This window comes from Pseudoflavitalea rhizosphaerae, from assembly GCF_003991355.1.
Lineage (GTDB): Bacteria > Bacteroidota > Bacteroidia > Chitinophagales > Chitinophagaceae > Pseudobacter > Pseudobacter rhizosphaerae.
This window is the reverse complement of record NZ_RCSU01000001.1, coordinates 531,610-556,955: the sequence shown is the minus strand read 5'-3', so window position 1 is coordinate 556,955 and position 25,346 is coordinate 531,610. Positions and strand designations below refer to the sequence as shown.

Genomic DNA, 25,346 nt, shown 5'->3' with positions numbered 1-25,346 from the left:
CTGTATCGAAACTTAATTCTTTAGCTGCCAACAATTGTTTGCTTATGAGACGTAATATTACATTGCTATTATGCACCGTTCTACTAATCTTTTTTCTCCCTCTTAGCGGTTTTTCTCAAGCATTACAGGTAACCGGTAAGGTAATCAACAAGTTAACCGGCGAGCCATTACAAGGCGCCAGCATTGCTGTAAAAGGTGGTGCTGTATCTGCCCTCTCCGGCGCCGATGGTTCCTTTTCGATTGCTGTACCAGGAAGCGGAAGCACACTGGTAGTATCTTTTATCGGTATGGTTACGCTGGAAAGAGTGATCACCGCCAGTGGTCCGCAGGAATTTGCATTGGAATCAACTGATGGTAAACTGGATGAAGTGGTTATTGTAGGCTATGGCACTCAGAAGAAAACTTCCCTTACATCCTCCGTTGCAAGTATCAGGGGCAACGATATGAAAAGCCAGCCCGTAGGGGACCTGACCAACGCATTGGGAGGTAGGGCCGCCGGCGTACTCTTTACCCAGGGTAGTGGCCAGGCGGGTAATGATGCCTCCCGCATTCTGATCCGGGGTATTGGAACCAATGGCAATACGGCCCCTTTGCTGATTGTGGATGGAGTGCCAAGGAATTTCAGCCAGCTGAACCCGGCTGATATCGAAACCATTTCCATTTTGAAAGATGCCGCTGCTGTAGCACCTTATGGTTTGGGTGGCGCCAATGGCGTAATACTGGTCACCACCAGGCAGGGTAAAGCAGGTAAACCGGTGTTCGCTTATGAAGGCTATGTTGGGTTTCAGAATCCCACAGTCAAAACAAAATTTGTAGACGCCTATCATTATGGACTCCTGAAGAATGAAGGAGCCAAAAATGCAGGCGCTGGTCCAGTGTTCAGTGATGAAGTATTGCAGAAGTTTCGGGATGGATCTGAACCTGACAAATACCCCAATATAGATCCGATCGGTGATATGATCTCTAAAAATACACTCATTACCAGTCATAGTCTTTCACTCAGCGGTGGTACGGATGCTGTCAGGTATGCGATGGGATTTGGCTATCTGAACCAGGAAGGCATGTTCCCCGGTATCAAATTCCAGCGCTATAATGTTTCCGGTAATATGCAGGTGCAGGCCACCAAAACCACCCTGGTTTCATTGTCGTTGAATGGACGCGTTGAAAAAAGGAACCTTACCGGCGCCGGGTATAATAACCAATCCCTGTTTGAGAACCTGATCAATACCAATACCAACAGCACTCCTTTGATATACAGCAACGGGCTGCATCCTTATATCTATGCTAATTTCTACGACAATCCAAGCTACCAACGGATTACAGGTAACACATTGCTCAGCCAGGTTGCTATCGAACAAAAACTTCCCCTGAAAGGATTGAGTGTAAAGTTTGTAGGCTCTTATGATTTTAATCCCTATGACCCTTACAATTCCGACAACAGCGGCATTGTAAGTAACAGGAGAAGCTGGTACCAGGGATTTGTGCATTATTCGGTTGATACTTCTAAAAATCCACTTGTTTATAATGAAATATTACCTGGCTCCCTGCCTTCCTTCAGCCAGGAGTACAGGCAGACCCAGGCATTCACTTATCAGGGATACATCAATTACGCCGGGAATTTTGGAAGAAGTGCTGTTACTGGTTTAGTGGTGCTTGAAGCAAGAAAAACAACTTCTGAAAGATTCAGCGCAGGAAGGCAGAACTATAATCTCCCGATCCAGGAACTGTTTGCTGGAGGAAGCGGGGAATCTGATCTTTCCAACGATGGTAATTCGATGGGCACCAAACAGCGCTCCCTTGTGTACAGGGTAACTTATGGATTCGACAGCAAATACTTACTCGAAGCTTCAGGCAGGTATGATGGTCATTACTCATTTGCTCCAGGTAAAAGATTCGGCTTTTTTCCGGCGTTTTCAGCAGGATGGCGTTTGTCGGAAGAGAAATTCATGCAGGATATAACCTGGCTGAATGAACTGAAATTGAGAGCTTCCTGGGGACAGTCCGCCAACCTTCCAGGCAATCCCTATCAGCCTTACCAATACCAGACAGGCTATACCTTGTATAGCAGTTCAGCTATCCTGAATGGTACACAAACACAAGGTCTGTACGAAAGGAATGAACCTAATCCTAATATCACCTGGGAAAAGGCTGCAAAAACCGATATCGGTTTTGAAGCCAGATTGTGGAATGGCCTGTTGAATATTGAAGCCGATTATTTTTATGAACGCAGGGCAAACATGCTGATTGAACCTAATGTTTTGGTGCCTGTAGAATATGGTGTAGGCCTGGCCCAGGTGAATGCAGGTGTTATGGAAAACCGTGGTTTTGAGCTGACGCTTTCCAGTAATTACAATATCAATAAAGATTGGCGTGTAGGCTTCACCGGTAATTTCACGTATGTCAGGAATAAGATGGTGGAGATTTTTGAGGATCCTGCTACTTTCGATAACCCGAATCTCAGGAGAACCGGCAGACCGTTGGGGGTACAATTCGGATACAAGGCGCTGGGGTACTTTAATGAAGATGATTTTAAAAGCCCTGGCGTATTGAAAGACGAAATTCCAAAACAACCATTTGCCGGAGAGTTATTTCCCGGAGATATCCGCTATGCCGATATCAGCGGCCCAAATGGTAAACCTGACGGTGTGATAGATAATAACGACCGCATAGCTATGGGCCACCCAACCGGTTACCCGGGTATTATCTACGGATTTACTCCCAATGTCAGATACAGGAACTTTGAGCTTTCCCTGCTTTTCCAGGGAGTGGGTCAAAGGGAAATCCAGATCTTCAGCAGCGCTGCGTGGGCATTCGACAACAACAAAAATGCGCCTGTTACTGCACTCGATTACTGGACACCGGATAACCGTGATGCGAAATATCCAAGGATGACCACTACTCCGAGCGCCAACACCACGCAAACCTCCACCTTTTGGCAAAGGAGCCTTGCCTACATGAGACTGAGAACCGGAACTCTTACCTATACCTTACCTGCCAGCCTAACCGCAAAGTGGGGTATGAGCATGGTTTCTGTTTACCTCTCAGGTCAGAATCTCATCACCTGGACGCCATTTGAAAACTTTGATCCTGAGATCAGCAATGAAAGAGGATGGTACTTCCCTACACAAAAAGCAATCACTGCCGGTCTGAGGGTACAATTTTAATCTAACTCAAAATTACGTTCACAATGAAACTTACAATATATAGTAGCAGACTTCTGATGGTGGGCGTTGTTTGCGCTACCTTATTTACCGCCTGCAAAAAGGACGACTTCCTGGAAGTACCCAATACAGGAGCGGTAGACGGCGCAACGGCCTATGCCACCGAATCATCGGCAGACCTTGTATTGAATGATGTATACAGCAATCTGCCTGACCTGAATAATTTCATATTTGAGCCATTCGATTCCTGGACGGATGACCTCATGACTGGCTTCAACTGGAATATCAGTTCGCAAACAGCCCGGAACAAAACGACCATCAACCCATCTACAGTTCTTTTTTATGACTGGTCTTCCGCCACCATGTGGCTGGACTGGGGCACATTGTATTCAAGAGTGAGGAAATGTAATGTGTTTATTCAGGGGGTTGAAGAATCAACAACACTTTCCCAGGATTTCAAGGACAAAAAGATAGCAGAAGCGCGTGTGCTTCGTGCATTTTTCTATCACCAGCTATGGATGTTGTATGGTGGTGTTCCCATCATCACAAAACCAGACAGGCGGGACCAGGACGGTGATGCCATCTTTCACCCCCGCGCAGGTTTTGATGAAACTTTCCAGTTTCTTCAAACAGAACTGGGGGAAGCGGCAGCGGCATTGCCGGCCAATAATGGTAATGATGGAAAAGGAAAAATTACAAAAGGAGCTGCTTTGACCATTAAAGGATGGGTGGAAGTTTTCTTCGCCAGCAAACGCAATAACCCCACCAATGATAAAACCAGGTGGGCAACTGCAGCAGCTACCAATAAGCAGGTGATGCAATTGGGATATGCGCTGTACCCCAAATACGATGAGCTTTTCTTTACCACCGGAAATGCTAACAATGAAGGTATTTTGTACCGTGAATACCTTACCATAAAGAAAGGCAGCAATATCATCGGCTACCAGGGCCCCAATAATGTGGGCGCAAGATGGCTTAGCTGGGGTGGCTCCACTCCAACACAGGAATTGGTAGATGAATATGCAATGGCAAACGGTATGGCCATCGATGATCCGGGTTCTGGTTACGATGAGGATAATCCCTACGCTAACAGGGAACCGCGTTTCAAACAATCGATATTGTACAATGGCAACACATTTAACGGAGAAGTATTCTTAAGCGCTGTAGGATCCGGTAACAATTCCATCGATCTGGCAGATGCAACAGATAATACCAATACCGGTTACTGCACCAAAAAGCGCATGGACACTACCGTTAATATTTTCCAGGGTGGTACCAGCGCCCAGAACTATTATTATTTCCGTTATGCGGAAGTACTGCTTAATTATGCAGAAGCACAAAATGAAGCAGTAGGCCCGGATGCCTCTGTATACGCCGCTTTGGATGAGGTTAGAACAAGAGCCGGCATCCCAACCTTCACAGATGTATACCCCGGCGCCACGCAGGATGAAATGCGACAGCTGATCCGCAGGGAGAGAAGGGTAGAACTGGCATTTGAGGGTAAGCGTTATTTCGATCTGATCCGCTGGGAAATTGCTGAAGTGAATCTCAATCATGTAATGCACGGAATGAAGATCACCGGCAGCCCCGGCGCTTATACTTATGAAAGGATCAATGCCGTTCCTTCAGGCGCACCGCAATGGAAGTTCGACAAGAACAAGAACTACCTGTTGCCTATTCCATTAAGCGCTATAGGTCGTAACCCTGCCATGAAAGATCATCAAAACCCGGGATACCAGTAACAGATTATTTTATACTAAATAGTAGATAGTGAAAAAGATCACCATAATTCTGACGCTTGTTGCTGTTACTTTTTGGTTATGTATGAAAGCCCAAAAAGACGAAAACGGCAAATATGCAAAGCTGGTCTGGAGCGATGAATTCAATTACACCGGATTGCCCGATAATTCCAAATGGAGTTATGATGTTGGCGGCGCCGGCTGGGGTAATAATGAAAAACAGTACTACACGGAAAAGAGACTGGAGAACGCTTCGGTAAAGAACGGCGTATTGAGCATCACTGCTATCAAAGAGGATTATAACGGATCGAAGTATACTTCTGCAAGACTGGTGAGCAAGAACAAAGGTGACTGGAAATACGGCCGGTTTGAGATAAAAGCGAAACTCCCCAAAGGGCGCGGTGTATGGCCAGCCATCTGGATGCTGCCAACCGACTGGAAATACGGAGGCTGGCCGGAAAGTGGTGAGATCGATATCATGGAGCATGTAGGTTACCTGCCGGATTCTGTATTCGGGACCGTGCATACAGAAGCTTACAACCATGTGATCGGAACTCAGAAAGGTACAAAGACCTCACGCAAAGACCTATCCGAAGCCTTCCACGTGTATACCCTGGAATGGAGTGAAAATGAGATCAGGATCTATGTAGACAAAGAGCATTATTTCACTTTTCATAACGAGAAAAAATCGCACAAGGAATGGCCATTCGACCAACCTTTCCATTTGTTGCTGAACTTGGCAATTGGTGGTAATTGGGGTGGGAAGATGGGAGTCGATGACAGCATATTCCCGCAGACGATGGAAGTGGATTGGGTAAGAGTGTATCAATGATCTCATTAGCGGCAAACAATTAATGCAAATGGGGTTGACCAAAAGTCAGCCCCATTTTTTATGCGTAACGTCTAAGATCAACTTATCGTTGCTTCATTCAGGTATATTATATACTCTTTCTGTTTGCAGTGGGTTGATCCTTTGAATGATCTCTTCACTCACTTCGTGTCGGAAAATATTCTTCATGGTTGATGATTGGCGTTGAAGTGTAGCTGTAAGTGAAAAGTATGAAAAATCAGATGGTTCTCCAAAATCCAGGCTCCTCAATCTTATTCGTCTTCTGCCGCACGGTTGATGTCGAACTCCCCGAATTCATCCCTGACATATGTTTCATTTGTGCTGTTCAGCAGGAATGGGTCCCTGAATACCTGCTTCTTCTCAAACTGGAAATCTTTATAGGAATGTAGTTTGCCATCGTACATGATCTTATCAGGGAACTCATAGATATGCGCATCATGGATGGCGGACTTGAATTGATTGTTGATGATCAGCATGCGGAGCGAATAATATTTTGTCTGCTTTGCCGCCGTGTCTCTGCCGCCGAAAGTAACACTGATGCCATTGGAGGTTTCAATCTGGATAGTGCGGTCTTTAAGTTGCCATTCATATGAGCATTGGTTGAATTCAGAGCTGATGAGAAATGAATAGACAGGATTACCGTATTCTTTTTTGAAGGCTTCGATCACTTGTTTCCTTTCTTTCGCATCCTTGAACTCGGACTCGGCATAATAAGCAACAGGTATTTTGTTTTTGTCCGTTAAGGTAGAGAGTTTTTGGAAATAGATATTCTGGAATTTAGCCAGTTTATCCATCTGCGGGCTTCTGAACAGGTAGCCAAATTCTTGCTGCGGAACCGTCAGTTTCAGGGCTTCGGTGATGGTATTGCTGATCCTGTAGCGTAGCATGTTGTCTGTGAGTTGTCCATCGCGGGCGCTATCGTACCTGACGCCTTCTTCCACTTCGATATTGCTGGAATAGAGCACAGGCACGTTTTCTGTAAAGTAGATCTTTTCCAGGTCGAATGCTGTATTTTGCTCAGCAAGAGGGGATGGGTGACCGGCAGAATTACAGGACTGAAACGCAGGAGGCAGGAGTAGAAGGCTGCAAAAGCACCTGAACAACATTTTCATAATGGGTATTTGGGCTGCAATTTAATGTTTCAATTTTTCATTCTTGCTATTATAAAAAAAAGGACTGATCCCCAAACACTAGTTCTGATTTTGATCACAGCACGCATTTCTATTGCCCGGATGCCTCTTCATTCAACATTTCCAGTATGCCTTCATTGGCGATGATCATCATTCCCTGCCTGTCTTCCGTAATGCCTTCCTTCAACCGATAAGTATACCTGGGTTTATGTCCTTCCATAACAGTGGGCATGTAAACGAAACGGATATTGTGCCGCTCGTTCAATGCTTCGCCCACTTCAATGATATGGGTGCTTACAATGAACAAACATTCCCTGTATTCAGCAAAGCCTTGCGTAACAGCGAGTGTGCCGTCATAAGCGTCTTTCACATTCGTTCCCTTGAATAGTTCGTCGAACAGGAGCATCAGCCTCTTTCCGCCGGCAGTGGCGTCTGCAGCCTGTTTCACCCGCACTACTTCTGCATAGAAATGACTGTAGCCCAATCCGATATTGTCCGCCACATTTATGGATGAATACAGTCCTTCCCTTACTGAGAATTCCATTTTTGTCGCAGCCACGGGAAATCCCATATGCGCGAGATACATCCCGATGCCCACAGATTTCATGAGTGTTGATTTGCCCGCCATATTGGCCCCGGTGAGGAAGAGGATATTGCTGCTGCTATCCATTTTTATATTATTCCCTATTGCTGCATCGATACAGGGATGGCGAAGCCCTGTAGCGTCAAGCAGGTTGTTCTCAGCCGGGAAAGCAGTTGCATAGCCGAACTCCTTTTGACGGGCTGTATCGCTCACCGAGATATATACATCGGTCTCATGAATGAAATGGAGAATGTTTTCCATTTCCCTGCTGAATTTCACTTTCAGGATATAGTTGAACGAAACCAGTTTTTTTAATGGTAAGGCCCTGTAAATATCTGTATCCCTGATAGCCGTGAGCTCTTTGCCGGATAGCAACTGACTGATCTCCTTCACGCGTTCCGAAAAAGGCGCATTGATCGTTTGCAGTGACCCAAGAAAGCTGTGGCATTTGTTCAGTGTTACGATAGCGGCCTGCAATCCCCGCAAATTCTTTTTATAGGCTGTGTCGCGGGTCAATGATGCCATTGTTTTTTTTACCACAGCATTCACGAGGATCCTTCCTGCGCTTTTGCTGCTGCCGGCATCCAGGAATTCACGCATCAGCGATACCTGTTGAGGATCGAAAGGGAATACCACTGCCGCCTCCCCGAAAGAGCGGAAAATGCTGCTGCGGGTATTGATCTCCTGGTGGCTGGTAAGCGGCTGCCGGAACATTTGCTCCAGCAACCGCTCTCCCCCCTGCGTTTTAACACGACTGAATAAATGGTAAACAGAACCCTGGCGGAATTTTCCCATCAGGTTCAGTTCATCCTGTGTTTGTTTGTCGATACTAAAATTCATGACTATACCGAGTTGAGAGATTGAACTGATTCGCTAATGTATTTGTTGTATTTTTTTTCCGTTCTTCAATGTATCCAGAATGCCTTCATTCCGGATGATGAACATACCATGACGATCATCCGTGATACCTCTTTCCAGTTTGTAAGTGTATTCCGGAACATATCCGTTCATACGTGTAGGCAGAAAAAGGAAGGCTGTACCATTTTGTTGTTCCAGATCTTCCCCCGCTTCCATGATATGAGAAGAAACGATGAAGAGGCTATTCCGTTTGCCGGAAAATCCTTTGATGACGGCCACTGTAGCTTCATGCGCATCCTTTACGTTGGTGCCGCGGAAGAGCTCATCGAAAAGGATAAAACAGGACTTGCCAGCCTTCAGTTCTGTAGCCATTTTTTTCACTCTCAGTACTTCGGCATAGAAATGGCTGGCCCCGATGCCGAGATTATCCGGCAGGTTGATGGTGGTATAAATACAATCCATAACCGAAAACTCCATTTGTTGCGCAGCTACCGGAAATCCCATATGGGCCAGGTACAGCGCAGTGCTCAGCGCCCGCAGGAAAGTGGATTTGCCTGCCATATTTGCGCCGGTGAGGAAGATCACATGGCGTTGTGCATGCATGCTGATATCATTGCTTACAGGATTGGTCAGGCCGGGATGATAGAGTTCCCGGATATTCAATGTGCAGGTCCCTTTCGGCAAAGCTTTGGGGAAGATGAATTTCCGCGCGGATGCTACAGCGGCCACTGAAATGTAGAGGTCCAGCAAATAGATATGCTGCAACAGCCGGGCGAGCTGTGCACTTTGCTTGCCCCTGAACAAACTGTCGTAGGCGGTTACAGCTGCATATGACAATTTCCCTTTTCCATTTTCACGCAATACCGGTTCCAGCTCAGGATGCTGTAATAATCGAAGGATCGATTCCCTTTCATCATTGTATTCTGAAATGCCGGTTATTCCGGGGCTCTCTGCAAAGGATCTGGTGATATGGATGAACTCGATCACGGCTCCTACACCGTTTTGAATTTCTTTCTCGCCTGTAACACCCTGTTGACGGGCCTGTCTGGTATTTTCGCCGGGATCGAGTAAATACTTTTCCATCATATCGAACAAGGAAACATTGTATGGGAAATTGAGACCAAGCCGGGCGAAATGCCCGATAATACTGCTTCTCCTGTTGATGGCTTCAGCGTCTGCCAGTGGATGGCGGAACATTTCCTCCAGCAATGCGGCGCCGCCTCTTGTGCTGGCGCGATTGTAAATGGCATAAATGGTATTGCTGTTATGCCTGCCGAAGATCCCGAGGTCTTCAATGGTTTGTTCATCTGTGGTGAGATAGCTGTGCATATTATTGTCTTTTTCTTCTGATCAGTAAAATGGCCGCCAGCAGGATGGCAATGCCGGGTAACACCCATACATAAGCGATCCGCTGTATCTGCGCGCCTCTTGCTGAAATATCCAGGAAGAGATCCTTTGGCGCAGGCCTGGGCAGGTAGAGGGGATGGCGGTTGTACACCATCCAGCTATAGGGCTCCATCACAAAGGGCAGGTTGAGGCCCAGCCTGGTATTGCTCATCAGGTCTGCGTCTCCGTACACGATAATGCGCTGCTCTTTGTTGCCGAGCTGTTTGGTGAGTTGCACAATGGTGGGAAAACTTGCCTGCCTGAGATCGCCTGCTGCTGCATTGAAGTCAGGCAGTGTGGAGTCCACAATCAGCCTGCCGGTCTTAAGCCAGGCGCTGTTCGGTAAAGTGCCGGCGAGTGGCTGAATATCGAATGTATCGCTATGGATGGTCCGGATGGCTGTAGCGCCCGGCATCAGCAGGAAACTGCTGTCCCTGGCAGCTGCTTTGTACTGCATGATGTCTGACTGTTTCTCTGAAAGACCGCTGGCATCGGAAGAAAGGAAGGCCACAATTTTATCGGGCGTTTCATCTTCAGTGGGCGCCACCAGTTGTCCATCCATCAGCTGCACTCCCAGTTGCTGCAATAACGGATTCAATACCGGTTGTTTGCCAGGTTCTCCGGCTATCATGCAATTGCCGCCATTATCGATGTATTGTTTCAGTTTGTTGAAAACGATATCGCTGAATGCTGTTTTGGGATCAGCGATCACCAGAAGATCTGCATCGGCAGGAATATCGCGCTGGTCAAGATTGATCGTGTCTGCATCGAAGCCAATATTCACCAGCGCATACCTGCTTAATTTCAATCCGGAATGAACGCCGTATTCCCTTTCTCCTGATTTATGGATACTGCGTTCGAGTTGTCCGCTTACAAAATAAACCTTTGATGCTTTTGGTTCGGTCAGCCTCTTGAAAGCCGCAGCCAGGTTGGTCTCGTTTGGCCAGAATTCAGGATCGTCGAATGTGCGCACAAATTCTGTTCGTCCCTTATAGCTTAGTTTCAATACGAGCCGGTAGGCTTCCGGTTTCAGGTCGATCGTTTTTCGCATTTCTTCGGGTGACCTGAACAGGGAGAAATCGATATCCATGGCATCTGCACTTTCCGCTGCGATCTGCGCCAGGCTTTTTCCCGGGAAGGATTTGTAATACACGCTGTCCGTTGCTTCGGGGTCTGTATCGTAATAGTATTCATATTTGAATTTTATATCGGGCCTGAACCGGAGAAATGGATCCCAGAGGCCACCGAGGTAATCGCTGTTGCGATTTTCCGGCAGTCCATAACCGAAGCCGGAACCCAGGAGGTTGGTGTACAGCGTTACTTCCAGGGTACTGTCGCCAAATTGTTTGAGCAGTTCCTGGGTACGCGGATGGATGGTGTTGATCTTGCCGGCCGTAGTGTCGAAGTAACCGGTGATCGCCGGCCTCGAGCTCAAATAACCTATCAACACGGTTACGGAGAGAACGCCGAGGTAGCGGGCAGTCTTTATGTACCAGGGTTTCATTTCACGGCCCGACTTCAGTTTTATCATTGTAAAAGCTACAAACATGCCGGACACGATAATGAAGTAGATCAGGTCTTTGGTGGTGATCAGTCCCAATACCATTTTTTCCGTACGGTTCTGTAAAGAGATCTGGTAAGTGAGGTCCCTGAGTATATCATATTTCTGCCAGAGAAAACCAATATAGCCGAGGAAGAAAAGCGTCACAAAACAGCTGAGCGCTGACACGATCTGGTAATTGGTCAGTGCGGACATGAGCAATCCGATTGCGGCATAGGCACAAACGATCAGGTAAAAGCCAAGCAGTGCCGATAATAGCATGCCGTAATCAACATGCCGTATATTGGCCATACCTGTGATCACAAAAGCGGCAACAATACCCAGGAGCAACAAACAATAAGAAACAATGCCCAGGTATTTTCCCAGTACGATCTGCCGCACCTGAACAGGAGAGGAGTACAGCAACTTCACGGAGCCGCTGTTGACTTCATTGCTGATCAAACCCATGGTGAGCAGTGGAATGAAAAGGTACAGGTTCCTGATGACGGTTTGAAAGAATCCGTTCCTGATGAAGATCCCCATGGTCAACGAGGCAGGCATCCCTTTATACAGGGGACTGTTCTGTTCCATGATCTCCTGGTAATTGGCAGTGGAGCTGATGGAGCCGGTGAAGATCACTGCAACCTGCACCCAGAAAACGATCAATGTAAACCAGGCAATGGGTGAATAGAATAAGGTCCTCAATTCATTGCCGGCTATTTTCAATATTACCTTCATGTTTGTTATTTTATTTTCTCCTCCTTCTGATTAACAATATGGTTCCCCATAGCAACATGGCTCCTGGTAACGCCCACTGGTAAACGAATTTTTCGATCGCAGCCCTGCGGGGCCGGATGGTAACGTAATTGTCCTTCGCAAAAGGTATAGGGGTATACACAGGGAACTGATTGTAGCAAAGCCAGCTGTAACAGGGGAATACGGTATGGCCATATCCTCTACTGTTGCTGATATGGTCGGCATCGCCTGTTATGATGATCCTCTGTTCATGTCCGTTAATCTGCCGGGTCAGTTGAATGCCGGTAGCGAATGCATCTTGCTGATCACCTTCTTCCGGAGAGAATTTGGGTGCAATGGAATCGGACACCAGCTTGCCGGCTTTCAGCCATGCCCGGCCCGGCGAAGTGAGGGCAAGCGGTTTTATGTTGAAGCCGGCGCCGGAGTCGGCTTTAACAGCTGTTACACCGGGCGTGAGCATGGTGAGGCTGTCGTCAGGAACATTCTTTTCCCAGTACATTTTGTAACGCAGGAGCAGTGCATCTGCTGCGAGACTCAATCCGGGCAGTACGATCCTCGGCGTAACTTTCTCTGCCGTTTCATTCGGTCCGGGCTGCACGATCTCTCCGGGCATCAGTTGCACACCTGTTTCTTTGAGCAAGGGGTTCAATACGTATTGTTTGCCTGGCTCTCCCAGTATCAGCATATTGCGGCCGCTGCGGATATAATTCCTGATCTTGTCCAGCACAACGGTGCTCAGTTCCATCTTTGGATCGGCCAGCACCAGGATATCTGTTTTTGGATCGATGTTCTGCGTGGAAAGGTTCACCGTATCTGCATCGAAACCGATGTTCACCAGTGCGCCCCGGTTCTCTTCCATGATGCTATGGGAATGATATTCCCTTTCTCCTTTTTTGTAAATGCTGCGTTCCAGTTCGCCGGTTATGTAGGATACTTTGGGCATCTCATCATTCAGTAGCCTGCTGAAAGCTGCATTCACATTCTGTTCATCGGGCCATCCGTCTTCATAGCAACGCAGGAATTCGGATCTGCCCTTGTATTCGAGTTTCATGGTGAGTTTGTATCCCATAGTACTGAGATCGATGCTACGGCGCATTTGTTCCGGTGTTTTGAAAAACGATAAGGGCATCTTCTGCAGTTTGGCATTCAGCGCTGCTATCTCCGGCAGGTTCTTACCCGGAAATGTTTTGTAGACCAGACTATCGTCCATCGAAGGATCATAATCATAATAGTATTCGTATTTGAATTCGATATCTTTTTTAAAACGCTGATAGGGTTCCCACATATTGTTGATGTATGCGTTCCTCGACCTGGGAAATCCGAATGGATTCCCTTCGATCAGGTTGGAATAAAGCGTTACTGTGAGCGGACCCTCCGACAGGCGTTTGAAATTGGCCTGTGTATTGGGATGGATGGTGTTGATCTTCCTGGCCGTACCATCATAATAAAAAGTGAAGCGGGGCAGGGAAAAAATATAACCGGTCAGCAGGCCTGCTGCGAGTATCGCGGTATAGCCAAGGGCCCTGGCATACCAGGGTTTGGATTGTCTGCTGAATTTCAGTTTTAAAATAGTAAAGCCAATGAAAATACCAATGATCACGAGATAATACACAATGTCTCTTGATACTATCAGTCCCTTCACCATCTTTTCTGTGCGGCCTGAAATGGATAGGAACCAGGTGATATCCCTTACCAGGTGGTACTCCTGCCAGAGAGAGCCGATCCTGCTGAGGATGGCCAGTACCGTAAAACTGGCGATGGCGGATACGATCGGGTAGTTGGTAATGGCGGACATGAAAAATCCGATGGATGTCAGTGCGCAGAGCAGCAGGTAGAAGGCCAGTAACGCACATAACAGTCTGCCATAGTCGAGATGGATGGTGCTGAAGAAACCGGACAAAATAAATATGCTTACAATACCTACCAGCAGCAGATTGTATGCCATCAGCGCCAGGTATTTTCCCAATACCACCTGGTGAACGCTGGCAGGAGAAGAGTAGAGCAGTTTGATAGTGCCGCCATTGAATTCCCTGTTGATCACATTCATGGTGAGGAGTGGAACAAAGAGATAAATATTCGTGAGTACATGAACGAATATGCCATTGTTGCTCAGGTAAAGACTTTCTGTAAATGATTCGGTTGACTTGGCTGCCCAGAATGGAAAATTGGAATAGATATGTTCAGCCAGTTTAGCCAAACTGTACAGGTTGCCCGTATAGTAGAACGCGCAGAGCGCCATGAATACGATGGTGAGAAACCATGCTACAGGGGCATAGAAAAGACTCCTTAGCTCGTTCTGAGCTATTCTAAGTATCAGCTTCATGAGAAGTTATTTATTGATCGGTAAGCAGGAAGGCTATCATTGGGTCCGCTGGGTGGACAGCTCTTTGAAGATATCGTCCAGCAGGTGTTTATCGAAACTGATCTCGCGCAGTTTCCATCCGCCTGCAAGAGCAGCGCCAGCCAGCTTTTCAGCAATATCGTCCTGGCCATTGCTGAACCAAACCCTGGCCTGATTGGTAGTGATGTATTCGGCCTGCGCCACGCCTGTTACCTGTTTGAGTTCGTGAATGGGAGGCGGGTTGTCTACTCGCAGCAAAATGGATTTGGCTTGTACATAATTGTTGAAAGCGTCCATGGAATCCGAGAAGATGATGCGTCCTGATTCGATCATGATGATCTCCTGGCAAAGCAGGTTGATCTCAGAAAGGATGTGGGACGATAACAATACTGTATGATCCTGAGAAATTTCCCTGATGAGCTTGCGGGCTTCTATCAGTTGGTTGGGATCGAGACCATTGGTGGGCTCATCCAGCACCACCAGTTTGGGTTTATGGATGATGGCCTGTGCAATGCCCACGCGTTGCCGGTAGCCCCCGGACAGATTGCGGATCAGTCGTGAACTGAAATGTCCCAGGCCGCAACGTTCTTTCACTTCTTCCACTGCCTGTCTTATTTTCTCTTTTTCCATCAGGCGCAGGTGCGCGCTGTACACGAGGTATTCATCGATGGTGAGATCGAGGTACAGCGGCGGGTTCTGCGGAAGGAAACCGATCTGCCTGCGGGCAGCTTTCGGATCTCTCCGGAGATCGATGTCATCGATATATACACTCCCTGCTGTTTGATTAAGCACACCGCAAATGATATTCATGGTGGTGGACTTGCCCGCTCCGTTGGAGCCCAGCAATCCAATGATGCCTGCCTGCGCAATTTCGATATTGATGTCGCGGATGGCCCAGTTATCGCTGTACTTGTGGGCCAGGTTCTCTGTTCTTAAAATGCTGCTCATCGTATGGGCTTCTGCGTTATATTAATTGTAATTTACCATAAAGGCGGCCTGCGGCCAATCCTGTCCTGTGCCGGGATTTCCGTCGAACACGATGGTGAAATTCCTGCGGCGCCAGAGATTGGGCGCATTCTCATTACCGGTTTCGTTGATGCTATAAACAGGGAAGGTGGTCAGCAATTCGCCAGTTGCAGCATCCCTGAATTCAAACACATATTGGCCGACGCTGGCATCGGCCTTGTATTTCCTGAATGCCGTGATGTTCTTATAGCCGAGGCTGCTTACTTCTGACCCATTGGCCGCTCCCTGCAAATTCACACTTACGGGTGCGCTTCCGGGTGAGAGGTTCACAAAACGGAAACTCATGCTGCTGTCTTCAATGGCGAATGTGAGAGGTTCATCCTTTACCAGGAATGTATCCGGCTGGTGGAGGTTTCCGGCGAGGAACAGGGTTTGGATGCTGTTCAATGAAACGGGGATATTGAGTTCGTACAGGGCCGGTTTGATGGGCTCATAGGTGGCTTCATCCCGAACAAAAGGTTTAAAATGGAAGTTGCCATTATGTGAACTGTACCGCCTGCTTTCATTATACGTTAAAGGCTCATTGGTGGGCATTTCAGCAAACTGTAAGGCATAGGCGCCGCCCATGGCATTCGCGATAGTGATAACGGCAGTGTGCGGTACTGCATCATCTTTGGAACAGGCTGTGATGGCGGTTCCTGCACACAGTATCATAAGCCAGCTGGATATTTTTGGAAATTTCATGGTTGTAGTTTTGATGATATCAGTAACCGGGATTTTGATGGATGGCTGCATTGTACAGGGTGTCGTTTGGGGGAACCGGATACAGTAACTGGTGATCACCGGCCCAGGGTTGTTTGTAAGGGATCACGGATAGAACTTCGCGGGCGGTTTTTGTTCTTTTCAGGTTGAACCAGCGATGCCCCCACTCGCAGAAATATTCGATCCTCCATTCCTGTGCAATGGCTGCCTTCAATTGATCCGGTGCGATGGAATAGGGGAGGTCATCAAGACCGGCCCTGTTTCGGAGTGCATTGAGATCGTCAATGGCATCATTGTGAGTTCCGGCGCCATTGGCCCTTGCTTCAGCCCTGATAAGGTATTGTTCCGCGAGGCGCAGCACCATATAATATTCAGCCGCTGCACCGCCCACTTCCAGGTTATGAGTGCCGGTCTTATATTTGTAAGGATAATATGCTACTGTTTCATCGGGTGGAAAGAGTGTGAAGCGGGTAACGCCCACCCAGTCGTTTTTACGTTGGTCGCCGCTTTCAAATGCATTCACCAATGAGCTGGCCATGTAAATGCCGATGGGGCCTTCGTTCAGGGGGTTGGGCAGGAAGAAATATCCTTCATCCGTTGAATTGCCGCCACGAGAATTGTTAATGTTTTGCTGCAGCTGCCAGATAGCTTCTTTACTACCGGTTAGGAATACACTATTCATGGTTTCCAGGCCGAACAGCGTTGTATTGTTGATCAGCGCTGTTGACTGTTCCACTGCGCCGGGATAATTCCCGGTGTAGAGATACACCCTTGCCAGCAATGCTGTAGCAGACCATTTGGTGGCCCTGATGCGGCGGCCCTTGCTGATGGCATAATCCGCGGGCAGGTCAGCCTGTGCCGCTTTCAGGTCTTTGATGATCTGATCGTAAACTTCGTTTACTGGTGAACGTTTCAGATTCCTCATTTGAAATGGATCGGATAAAAGCGCCAGCGGCACGTCTCCAAAGAAATTGATGAGATAGAAATAGGAGAAGGCTCTCACAAACCTGGCTTCAGCGGTAAGCCTGGTCCTTGTTTCCTGCCTCAACTGTGCAGAGGTGGAAGCTGCAATGCCGTCGATCACTGCATTACAGCCATTGACGGCAGCGTATGCGGAAGCCCAGAGAGCATCAGATGGACCAGTGAGCCCTTCGCCCACAACAATATGATTGGTGTTGTAAGGAGAAACTGAAAACCCCATCACCATCTCATCGGCAGACAAAGCGCCGAGATAAGTACTCTCGCCCCCTGCAAACAAGCTGAATAATCCACCTATGAAATTGGTGCCGTCGGGTCCATTGATCATGGAAGAATACACGCCGGCCATAGCAGACCTGGCGCCTTCATCCGTAGAGAACAATTTTTCGGCAGTGACCCTATCCACAGGTTCGTCGATATTCACCAGCTTGCTGCAACCGGGCAGAAAAATGATAGAAACAAACAGGAATAGTGGAATGTATTTAGTTTTTGAAATCATGTCAGGTGAATTAGAAGGTGAAAGAAAGTCCGGCATTGATCACTTTAGTGGGAGGCATGCCACCGAAATTCTGGATCTCCGGGTCCATACCCTTGTACTTTGTAATAATGAAAAGGTTCTGGGTGTTTACATTCATGGAGCAGTTCTTCAACCTCACCCTGGAAAGCCATCGCTGTGGCAGCGACCAGGAAACGGCCACATTGCCGAGCCGCAGGTAGGATCCATCCGTGAAAGCCCCGTCCGATGCAGCAAAGCTCGAATTGGAAGCCTTGAATTGGGTAGTGAATTTTGGATACCGCGCTATATCGCCGGGTTGCTGCCAGCGATTGTTGAACACCTCCTTCGACTGGTTGTTGTTGAGCTCTGCAGATTGCATGGCCAGCCGGCTGTACAGGTTCTCTCCAATCTGTTTGGTGAAATTGAAGAAAAGGCTAACGGACAAAGTCTTGTAACTGATATTGGTTCCGAAGCCTCCGCTGAATTTTGGAGCGCGGTCAACAGCAATGTAAGAGTCTCCTCCGCCAGTGGCGCCACCCTGCTGGGCAATGCCATTTTTGTCGTAGTCTTCAAAGGTATATTCTCCGGTAAGTGGACTGATACCTGTATAGTGGATCTTGAATTCTGCAGAAAGCGGTTTGCCGATGATATAGGTATTGGCAAAAGGGGATTTATCCAGGCCAGGATAGGAAAGCAGTTTGTTCCTGTTCAGGCCGATATTGAAACTGGCGGACCAGTTCAGGTCCGGCGTGCTGATCAGTCGCCCGCTGACAGCAAATTCCCATCCGTTGTTCCCGATAAGGGCAGGCATATTGGTGATCACTTTACCGAAGCCGGTATATAACCCCAATGGATAGTCGATGATCTGATCTCCCGCGCGGTTCCGGTAATGGGCCACGGAGAGCACCAGCCGGCTGTCTCTCAGCAAACCCAGTTCAAAAGCGACTTCCATTTTCTTATCGGTCTGCCATTGGTATACCTGGTTGGGAGGGTTGTAGGGGGCATAAGCCTGTTCATCATCATAGAGAGGCAGCCTGTTATTGGCAATCACGGAAGACCATAAAGAGAGGTACTGGTAATCGCCCACACCATCGCTTCCCGTGATCCCATAACTACCCCTGAACTTGATAAAGCTGATGGCTTCGGGCAATATATTCTTCATCCATTCCTCTTCCGATGCGATCCAGGCCAGGCCGATAGCGCCGAAATTTCCATATTGCTTTCCCGGTGCAAACCTGGATGAACCGTCCCTCCGCGCATTCAGGTTCACTACATACTTACCGTCATAGTTATACGAAACACGCGCATAGAGGCCGGCATATTTGTATTGGGCATAGTTGTCCTGAGAATAAGTAGTGACCGCATTGTTGATGGAATACAGCAGGTTGTCGTCTGTATAGCCAAGTCCTGTCTGGATAGAGGAATGGGATTCGGAAGTATTCAAAGTGCCGCCGAACAACAGTCCCAGGTTATGTTTTCCGAAAACGGTATTGTAGCTGATGCCCGGCTCCACGGAAAAACCGGCGCCTTTGGCCGTATTGAAAGTGGCGATACCGGATTGTGCCTTATACGGGTTCTGAGATCTTTTCGGTTGGTAGTTGCTGTTATTATCGATATTCAGGTTATGGCCGATGCCGAGGTTGATGGTAAGCCCTTTCAGTAACACATAGGAGATGGATGCACTGGCGCTGAGTGAATTCGATTTTTGCGGATTGCTCGTGAAGAGGTTGCTGAAGGGATAGATGTCGAGCAATCCGTCTGCATTCCATTCAGCCCAGTTGGGATTGCCGTTTTTGTCCAGTATTGCCGGGGCATTGGGCGCCAGTTTTGCATTGCCGGTGCCCGATACTACATCCACGAAACTGTAGCCATAATTGGCAGACAAGGTGAAGGATAATTTCTGGTTGAGTGATTTGTGGTTAAGGGCCAGGGCCAGTGTTGCCCTTTGCGTGGACCCTGATATGGCGGTGATATTGGTGGCCCGGTTATATCCTGCGCCCACCCTGAACGTGTTTTGCTGGTCGCCGCCGGAAAAGCCGGCCGTGATGCTGGTGACTTTACCTGCATTTCCCCAAAGCTCTTTTTGCCAGTTGGTATTTCTTTTTTGGTCCCAGAGCACCAGGTCCGGCGCGTTGGTGCCGCTGGGTGTAATGCCATCATTGGCCAGCGCTTCGCGGCGCAACTGAAGGTATTGTTCGGTGTCCAGCATGTCCCAGTATCTTGTTATACGTGTGATGCCCTGGTTGATGCTGGCCATGAACTGTGTGGGACCTGCTTTTCCTTTTTTGGTGGTGATCAGTATCACACCATTGGCGCCTCTCGAGCCATAGATGGCTGTGGCATCGGCATCTTTCAATACTTCTATACTTTCGATATCGTTAGGGTTCATGAAGAAAAGAGAACTCATGCCGTTGGTAGTATAGGCATTGCTGAGCGGGTTGAAATTCTCGTTCACCGGCACATTGTCGATCACATAAAGGGGATTGGTAAATTTATTCAGGTTGTTGATCCCCCTGATGCGCACGTTCACCGGTGAACTGGCAAAGCCCGTTGATTGCGTTACAACCAATCCCGGCACCCTGCCCTGCAAAGCCAGTATGGGATTGAGCACCGGCTGTTTAGCGATCTCTGCCCCGGATACTTTCCCGATATTACCCGTGCCCAATCGCCTGGTGGTAGTGCCATATCCCTGTACGATGGCCTGGTCAAGCACCGTGATGGCGGGTTTCATTGAAATATAAAAAAGCGGTTGCCCGTTGACGGGAATTGTCTGTTTCGTATAACCGATACTGGTGAGGACCAGTACATCATCCGACTTCACACTTTTCAGCGAAAAATTCCCCCTGGCATCCGTCATGGTGGTTTTGCCGGAGCCGGCCACGGAAACGGTTACACCTTCCAGCATCTTGTTGGTGCTTTCTTCGAATACGGTGCCGCCGATGGAGGGGAACACCACCACTTCACCTTCGTGCGCTACAGGTGTGGGATTGATGGAAAGCGGTTGCTTTGCTTCCAGTGTGATCATCTTGCCGGCGATACTGTAAGTGATGGGTTGATTGGCAAACAATTGTTCCAGGGCCTCGCCGAGTGGTGTGTTCCGGAAGTTCACTGAAACCCTTGTGGCCTCTTTCAACAGCCGGGTTTTGTAAAAGAATGTATAGCCGGTTTGTTTTTCGATGGCGGCAAATACTTTCTTCAGCGGCATATCATTTGCCTTGAGCGTTACCGTTTGTGCAGCAGCGGTGAATGACAATGCCAGCATGAAGGGCAGCAGGCAACAGAGCCGTAGCATTTTTTTAGCAGTCCGAAGCATGAACTTTGGTTTTAGGTCTTGTGCAAATAAGCAGTTTACAGGAATCTTACCCGCATGTCAGCGGGCGTTGCCGGATAAGGTTGATGGAATAATGGAATGGTTTATTTATTCTTACCGGTCAGCACAGTGAGGGTTTTCCCTTTGAGGCGGAAGCGGACATCATTTTTTTCAAGTAGTTTCAGTACATCTTCAAGGCTGGCGCTCATCGGGATCCTCCCTTCGTACAGATCAGTGGGGAGCGGGCCTTCATAACGGACTTCGATATTGTACCATCTCGACAATTCCCTCATCACTATGGGCAGATCTGCTTCTGAGAAATCGAAGAGTCCTGCTTTCCAGGCCACTGTTGCATCGACGTCTATGTATTGATGCACCTGCAGTTGTTCATTCTTTATGTTGGCCTGTTCTCCTGGTTGTAATATTGCAGACTGTTTGTTATCACCTGCCGCCAGCACTTTCACTTTTCCTTCAAGCAGGGTGGTTTTGATGGCCGATTCTTCAGGATAGGATCTTATATTGAAGTGTGTGCCCAATACTTCCACGGAAGCCTTGTTGTTTACATTCACGATAAAGGGCATGTCTTTGTTCTTCGCCACTTCAAAATATGCTTCACCGGTGATGGTCACACTACGGTTGACTCCATTGAAACTGGTGGGGAAGCTGATGCTGGACGCGGTGTTCAACCAAACCTGCGTGCCATCGGGCAATCTTAGTTGGTATTGTCCGCCGCGGGGGGTAGACAATGTATGGTTTTCTATTTTTCCTGAGGCGCCTTCATAGTCGAGTTTTCCATTTTCATTGGTCACCAGGAAACGGCCTTGCTGCATGATATTACCCTGCGCGCTATCGAGTATTATTTTTCTTCCATCAGACAAGGTGAGGGTTGCATGATTGCCGCCGGGGGTAGGGGCTTGCTGATCGTTTGCGGTGCGCTGTATCGTTTCCTTGCTATTCTTCTGCACGATGATCGAAATGGTTGAGACCAGCGCTGCCAGCAATACAGCCGCTGCTGCATAACGCAGCCATGGTTTGCGCAATTGTTGCAGCATTCCTTTTCTGACCGGCTTGTCAGATTCAAGAAGTTTTTTCAGCATTGGCATGAACCGCGCTTCATCAAAAAGTTCGGACGCAACTTCTTTCAACATCCAGTCCTGAACAATATCTACCATATCCTGTTGTACCGATTCCTGCTGCAAAAGGGAGGCGAGGTGCCGCCGCTCCTCTTCGCTTAGGCCGTTGGCAGCGAACTTCGATAAGAGGTTTTCAAGCGATGATGATGCCATGGATGCTGTTGTTTTTTTGATCTGAAAGCCTTCACTGTAACATGAGTAAACTGAACAGGGAAGAAGGACTAATCAGGAACAAAAAAAAGATAATTTTTTTTCTGAGATTATGGACGAAGGCCCGGATCCTGTTTTTATTTTTACATTTACCACTTATTAATGAGGTCTTACAATGTCCCTGGATACTCAACATACTGACGAAAGATGGTTATTCCGGCAGATCGCGGAAGGGGATGAGGCTGCATTTGAAAGGATCTACCGTGCTTATGTACCGCAACTGGCTTCTTTCCTGAAACGTTTTTCCGTTTCTGACAGGGAAGTGGACGAGATCATACAGGAAACTTTCTTACGGGTTTGGCTGCAGCGCGATAAGCTGCCGGAGGTGGAATTCCCCAAAGCCTGGGTATTCCGCATCAGTTCCAATATCATATTCAATTACATGAAACGCTCCGTTACGGAAGAAAATGCGAAAAATGTAATTGGTGGCAATGCACAACATAAGCATAATGATACTGAAGAGACCCTGCACCTGCATCAATTGATGGCAGCCATTGCCAGGGCAGTGGAAAATCTATCGCCTCAGCGAAAACGGATCTATGAACTGAGCCGCCATGATGGGCTTACTATTCCTGAGATCGCGGAGAAACTGGGCCTCTCCAATAATACTGTAAAGAATACTTTAACGAGTTCTCTTCAATTGATCAGGGAATTCCTGCAGGAACATGGGTATGATATCAATTATTTCCTGTTGTTGAGTTTCACTACCTATATCGGTTTGACGGAAAATGCAGGGTAGATTACCGTCTGCCGGAACGGTTCCTGCCTTTATTGTTTTTCACTTTTCCTGATCCCCGGGTTCTGCTTCCGGAGGCCCCTTTTTCTTTGAAGGCAGTGTTTTTAGAGAATGACTTGTCTTTGAAGCCTGGTCTTTCTTTAAACCCGGGCTTCTCTTTTTTTTGTTTCGATCCGTCCCTTTCCTTATTTCCGGCTTTATCTTTTTGAGTTGCAGGTTTATTCTTGCGGGAAGCTGTTTGATGGCCGTGACCGGATTTGTTATTGGATTGTTTCGCTGCGGGCGGACCGCTGAAGGATTTCTTCTTTTCTTTTTTCTCAGCAGTTCCTGTTGAATGGGACACTGCTTCTTTCAGCATATTCACTTCGGCATCGCTCAGGTTACGCCATTTACCCGTTGGCAGATTGCCGAGACTGATATTCATGATCCTTACGCGCTGAAGGCCCACCACCGAATAACCCAGGTATTCTACCATACGCCTGATCTGGCGGTTAAGCCCCTGCGTTAGTATGATCCGGAATGTCTGCCGGTTGATCATATGAACTTTGCAGGGAAGGGTAGTAGTGCCCATGATCGGCAGGCCACCAGACATCCTTTGTGCAAAAGGAGGATCAACGGCCTTGTTCACACGAACGATATATTCTTTTTCATGACTGTTCCCTGCACGCAGGATCTTATTGATGATATCGCCATCATTGGTAAGGAAGATCAATCCTTCCGAATCCTTATCCAGCCTTCCGATGGGAAAGATGCGTTTGGGATAACCTACAAATGAAATGATGTTCCCTTTTACATTTTCTTCAGTAGTGGAAGTAATTCCCACGGGTTTGTTCAATGCGAGGTAAACACGTTTCCCCTTGTTATCAGGTGTGATCAGGCTGCCATCCACTTCCACTATATCACCGGGGCTGAACCGGTTACCCGTCACTGCAACCTGGTCATTGAGCAGTACTCTCCCTTCCCTGATCAGGTTATCTGCTTCACGACGGGAACAATAGCCCGTATCGCTGATGAATTTGTTTAAACTGATTGAATTGTCCAATTATAGCTGGTTTATGAATTAGACGGTTAGGTTATTTCGCGATATCGATTTTCACTTTCTTATTCTTGATCTTCTCTGATTGCACCAGGTTCAAAGTATGGCTGGCCCTGGATTTACGGATGGCTACAAAGGAGAAGAAATCTTTCACCTCTATCAATCCCACATCTTCTTTCTTCAGTTGTCCTTTATTGGTGAGGAAGCCAACGATGTCCACTTTATTCACCTTGTCTTTTTTCCCTGCTGCGATGAAGAGGGTAGTCCATACCGGCTTATCGGGTATTTCCGCTTTTTCCGGCAGCTCTATCACAGTTGGCGCGGGCGTGATGAATTCTGGTAGCCTTTCATGTGGCGCCAGTATGAGGATGGCCGTTCCGCTGGCGTCCATACGTGCTGTACGGCCATTACGGTGTGTGAAAGTTTCTTTTGTGTCCGGAAGCTGGAAGTGAATGATGTAGCGGATATTGGGGATATCCAGGCCGCGAGCAGCAAGGTCGGTTGTTACAAGTACATTGGAGCTGCCGTTGCGGAACTTGCAAAGGGCGCTGTCTCGTTCCCTTTGTTCCATCGCACCGTGGTAGAATACGTTCACTATTCCATTTTCTTTCAACATGGCGCTTACCTGTTCTACAAATTCGCGCTGGTTGCAGAATATAACAGTAGAGCGGTTACCAAGTGCGCAGATCAGTTTGAACAGGGTTTCTGATTTGTCTTTATCATCACTCCAAACCATTTTCACTTCCAGTGCGGGCGACTTCTTGCCGGTAAGGAAATTGATTCTTACCGCATCATCCTGCAGTCCCACGAAACCCGGGATTTCCACTGCTTCCGTGGCGGAAGTGAGGATCCTTTTTTTCAATGCGGGAATGGACTGGATGATGAAAGACATCTCATCTTCAAAACCCTGTTCCAGGGCTTTGTCGAATTCATCCAGCACCAGGGTTTCAATATGAGTTGTATCGATATTGTTGCGGCGGATATGATCGGCAAGCCTGCCGGGTGTTCCAACAATCAGGGCCGGGGCCTGCTTCAGGTTGTTCTCCTCTGTTTCCCTCAGGTGCCCGCCATAGCAGCAGGTGATCTTGAAGCCTGTTCCCATTTTTTTGAATACTTGCTCTATCTGCAGGGCCAGTTCGCGGGAAGGTGCAATGATCAGCGCCTGGGTGTATAGTTTGCTTCGGTCCAGTTTTTCTGCAATGGGAAGCAGGAAAGAAAGGGTTTTGCCAGAACCGGTATCAGAGAGCAATACGATATCCTGGGGTGTTTTATTGGCCTCCAGGGATGCGAGCTGCATCTCGTTCAATTCATTGATCCGTAAATTATTCAGCGTGGTTTCGATGGAAAACGTAGCATTGTTCATGGCGCGAAAGTA

16 protein-coding genes are annotated in these 25,346 nt (G+C 47.9%); 4 read left to right on the top strand and 12 right to left on the bottom strand.

Annotated features, from left to right (window positions below):
- The first annotated feature begins 44 nt into the window (after positions 1 to 44).
- The 3 genes from D9Y29_RS02070 to D9Y29_RS02060 all read left to right on the top strand — a co-directional run bounded on the left by D9Y29_RS02070 (position 45) and on the right by D9Y29_RS02060 (position 5,732).
- Positions 45 to 3,164: a SusC/RagA family TonB-linked outer membrane protein gene (locus D9Y29_RS02070; protein ID WP_127124770.1), complete on the top strand. Its 3,120-nt coding sequence runs from the start codon at positions 45 to 47 to the stop codon at positions 3,162 to 3,164.
- Positions 3,165 to 3,187: 23 nt separating this feature from the next.
- Positions 3,188 to 4,903 carry a RagB/SusD family nutrient uptake outer membrane protein gene (locus D9Y29_RS02065; protein ID WP_127124769.1) on the top strand — a complete coding sequence of 572 codons (1,716 nt, stop codon included), beginning with the start codon at positions 3,188 to 3,190 and terminating at the stop codon, positions 4,901 to 4,903.
- Between the two features lie 82 nt (positions 4,904 to 4,985).
- Positions 4,986 to 5,732 carry a glycoside hydrolase family 16 protein gene (locus D9Y29_RS02060; protein WP_127124768.1) on the top strand — a complete coding sequence of 249 codons (747 nt, stop codon included), beginning with the start codon at positions 4,986 to 4,988 and terminating at the stop codon, positions 5,730 to 5,732.
- 269 nt (positions 5,733 to 6,001) lie between these two features.
- On the opposite strand, the gene D9Y29_RS02055 is transcribed toward D9Y29_RS02060, so the two are convergent.
- From D9Y29_RS02055 to D9Y29_RS02010, 10 genes are all read right to left on the bottom strand, one after another.
- A complete protein-coding gene (locus D9Y29_RS02055; RefSeq protein ID WP_127124767.1) occupies positions 6,002 to 6,862 on the bottom strand; it encodes a hypothetical protein in 861 nt (286 codons plus the stop codon).
- Between the two features lie 109 nt (positions 6,863 to 6,971).
- Complete coding sequence (locus D9Y29_RS02050) at positions 6,972 to 8,303, bottom strand: MutS-related protein (protein WP_127124766.1); 1,332 nt, start codon at positions 8,301 to 8,303, stop codon at positions 6,972 to 6,974.
- A gap of 33 nt (positions 8,304 to 8,336) precedes the next feature.
- Entirely contained in the window at positions 8,337 to 9,650 is a 1,314-nt protein-coding gene (locus tag D9Y29_RS02045) for a MutS-related protein (RefSeq protein ID WP_127124765.1), read from the bottom strand.
- Between the two features lies 1 nt (position 9,651).
- Positions 9,652 to 11,985: a Gldg family protein gene (locus D9Y29_RS02040; protein ID WP_127124764.1), complete on the bottom strand. Its 2,334-nt coding sequence runs from the start codon at positions 11,983 to 11,985 to the stop codon at positions 9,652 to 9,654.
- A gap of 10 nt (positions 11,986 to 11,995) precedes the next feature.
- Complete coding sequence (locus D9Y29_RS02035; RefSeq protein ID WP_127124763.1) at positions 11,996 to 14,326, bottom strand: ABC transporter permease subunit; 2,331 nt, start codon at positions 14,324 to 14,326, stop codon at positions 11,996 to 11,998.
- 36 nt (positions 14,327 to 14,362) lie between these two features.
- A complete protein-coding gene (locus tag D9Y29_RS02030; RefSeq protein ID WP_127124762.1) occupies positions 14,363 to 15,292 on the bottom strand; it encodes an ABC transporter ATP-binding protein in 930 nt (309 codons plus the stop codon).
- 21 nt (positions 15,293 to 15,313) lie between these two features.
- The gene (locus D9Y29_RS02025; RefSeq protein WP_127124761.1) at positions 15,314 to 16,054 is read right to left on the bottom strand and encodes a DUF4397 domain-containing protein; all 741 of its coding nucleotides are present in this window, start codon (positions 16,052 to 16,054) and stop codon (positions 15,314 to 15,316) included.
- A 19-nt stretch (positions 16,055 to 16,073) separates the two neighbouring features.
- A complete protein-coding gene (locus D9Y29_RS02020; RefSeq protein ID WP_164735200.1) occupies positions 16,074 to 17,549 on the bottom strand; it encodes a RagB/SusD family nutrient uptake outer membrane protein in 1,476 nt (491 codons plus the stop codon).
- 10 nt (positions 17,550 to 17,559) lie between these two features.
- Positions 17,560 to 20,859 carry a SusC/RagA family TonB-linked outer membrane protein gene (locus D9Y29_RS02015; RefSeq protein ID WP_127124759.1) on the bottom strand — a complete coding sequence of 1,100 codons (3,300 nt, stop codon included), beginning with the start codon at positions 20,857 to 20,859 and terminating at the stop codon, positions 17,560 to 17,562.
- 101 nt (positions 20,860 to 20,960) lie between these two features.
- Positions 20,961 to 22,142 (bottom strand): FecR family protein, encoded by a 1,182-nt coding sequence (locus D9Y29_RS02010; protein WP_127124758.1) that lies wholly within the window; start codon positions 22,140 to 22,142, stop codon positions 20,961 to 20,963.
- 172 nt (positions 22,143 to 22,314) lie between these two features.
- On the opposite strand from D9Y29_RS02010, the gene D9Y29_RS02005 reads away from it, so the two are divergent.
- Entirely contained in the window at positions 22,315 to 22,938 is a 624-nt protein-coding gene (locus tag D9Y29_RS02005) for an RNA polymerase sigma factor (protein ID WP_127124757.1), read from the top strand.
- A 1-nt stretch (position 22,939) separates the two neighbouring features.
- On the opposite strand, the gene rluF is transcribed toward D9Y29_RS02005, so the two are convergent.
- A complete protein-coding gene (gene rluF / locus D9Y29_RS02000) occupies positions 22,940 to 23,977 on the bottom strand; it encodes a 23S rRNA pseudouridine(2604) synthase RluF (RefSeq protein ID WP_127124756.1) in 1,038 nt (345 codons plus the stop codon).
- A gap of 31 nt (positions 23,978 to 24,008) precedes the next feature.
- Positions 24,009 to 25,334, bottom strand: coding sequence for a DEAD/DEAH box helicase (locus D9Y29_RS01995; protein ID WP_127124755.1), 1,326 nt, complete (start codon positions 25,332 to 25,334; stop codon positions 24,009 to 24,011).
- Positions 25,335 to 25,346: the final 12 nt, after the last annotated feature.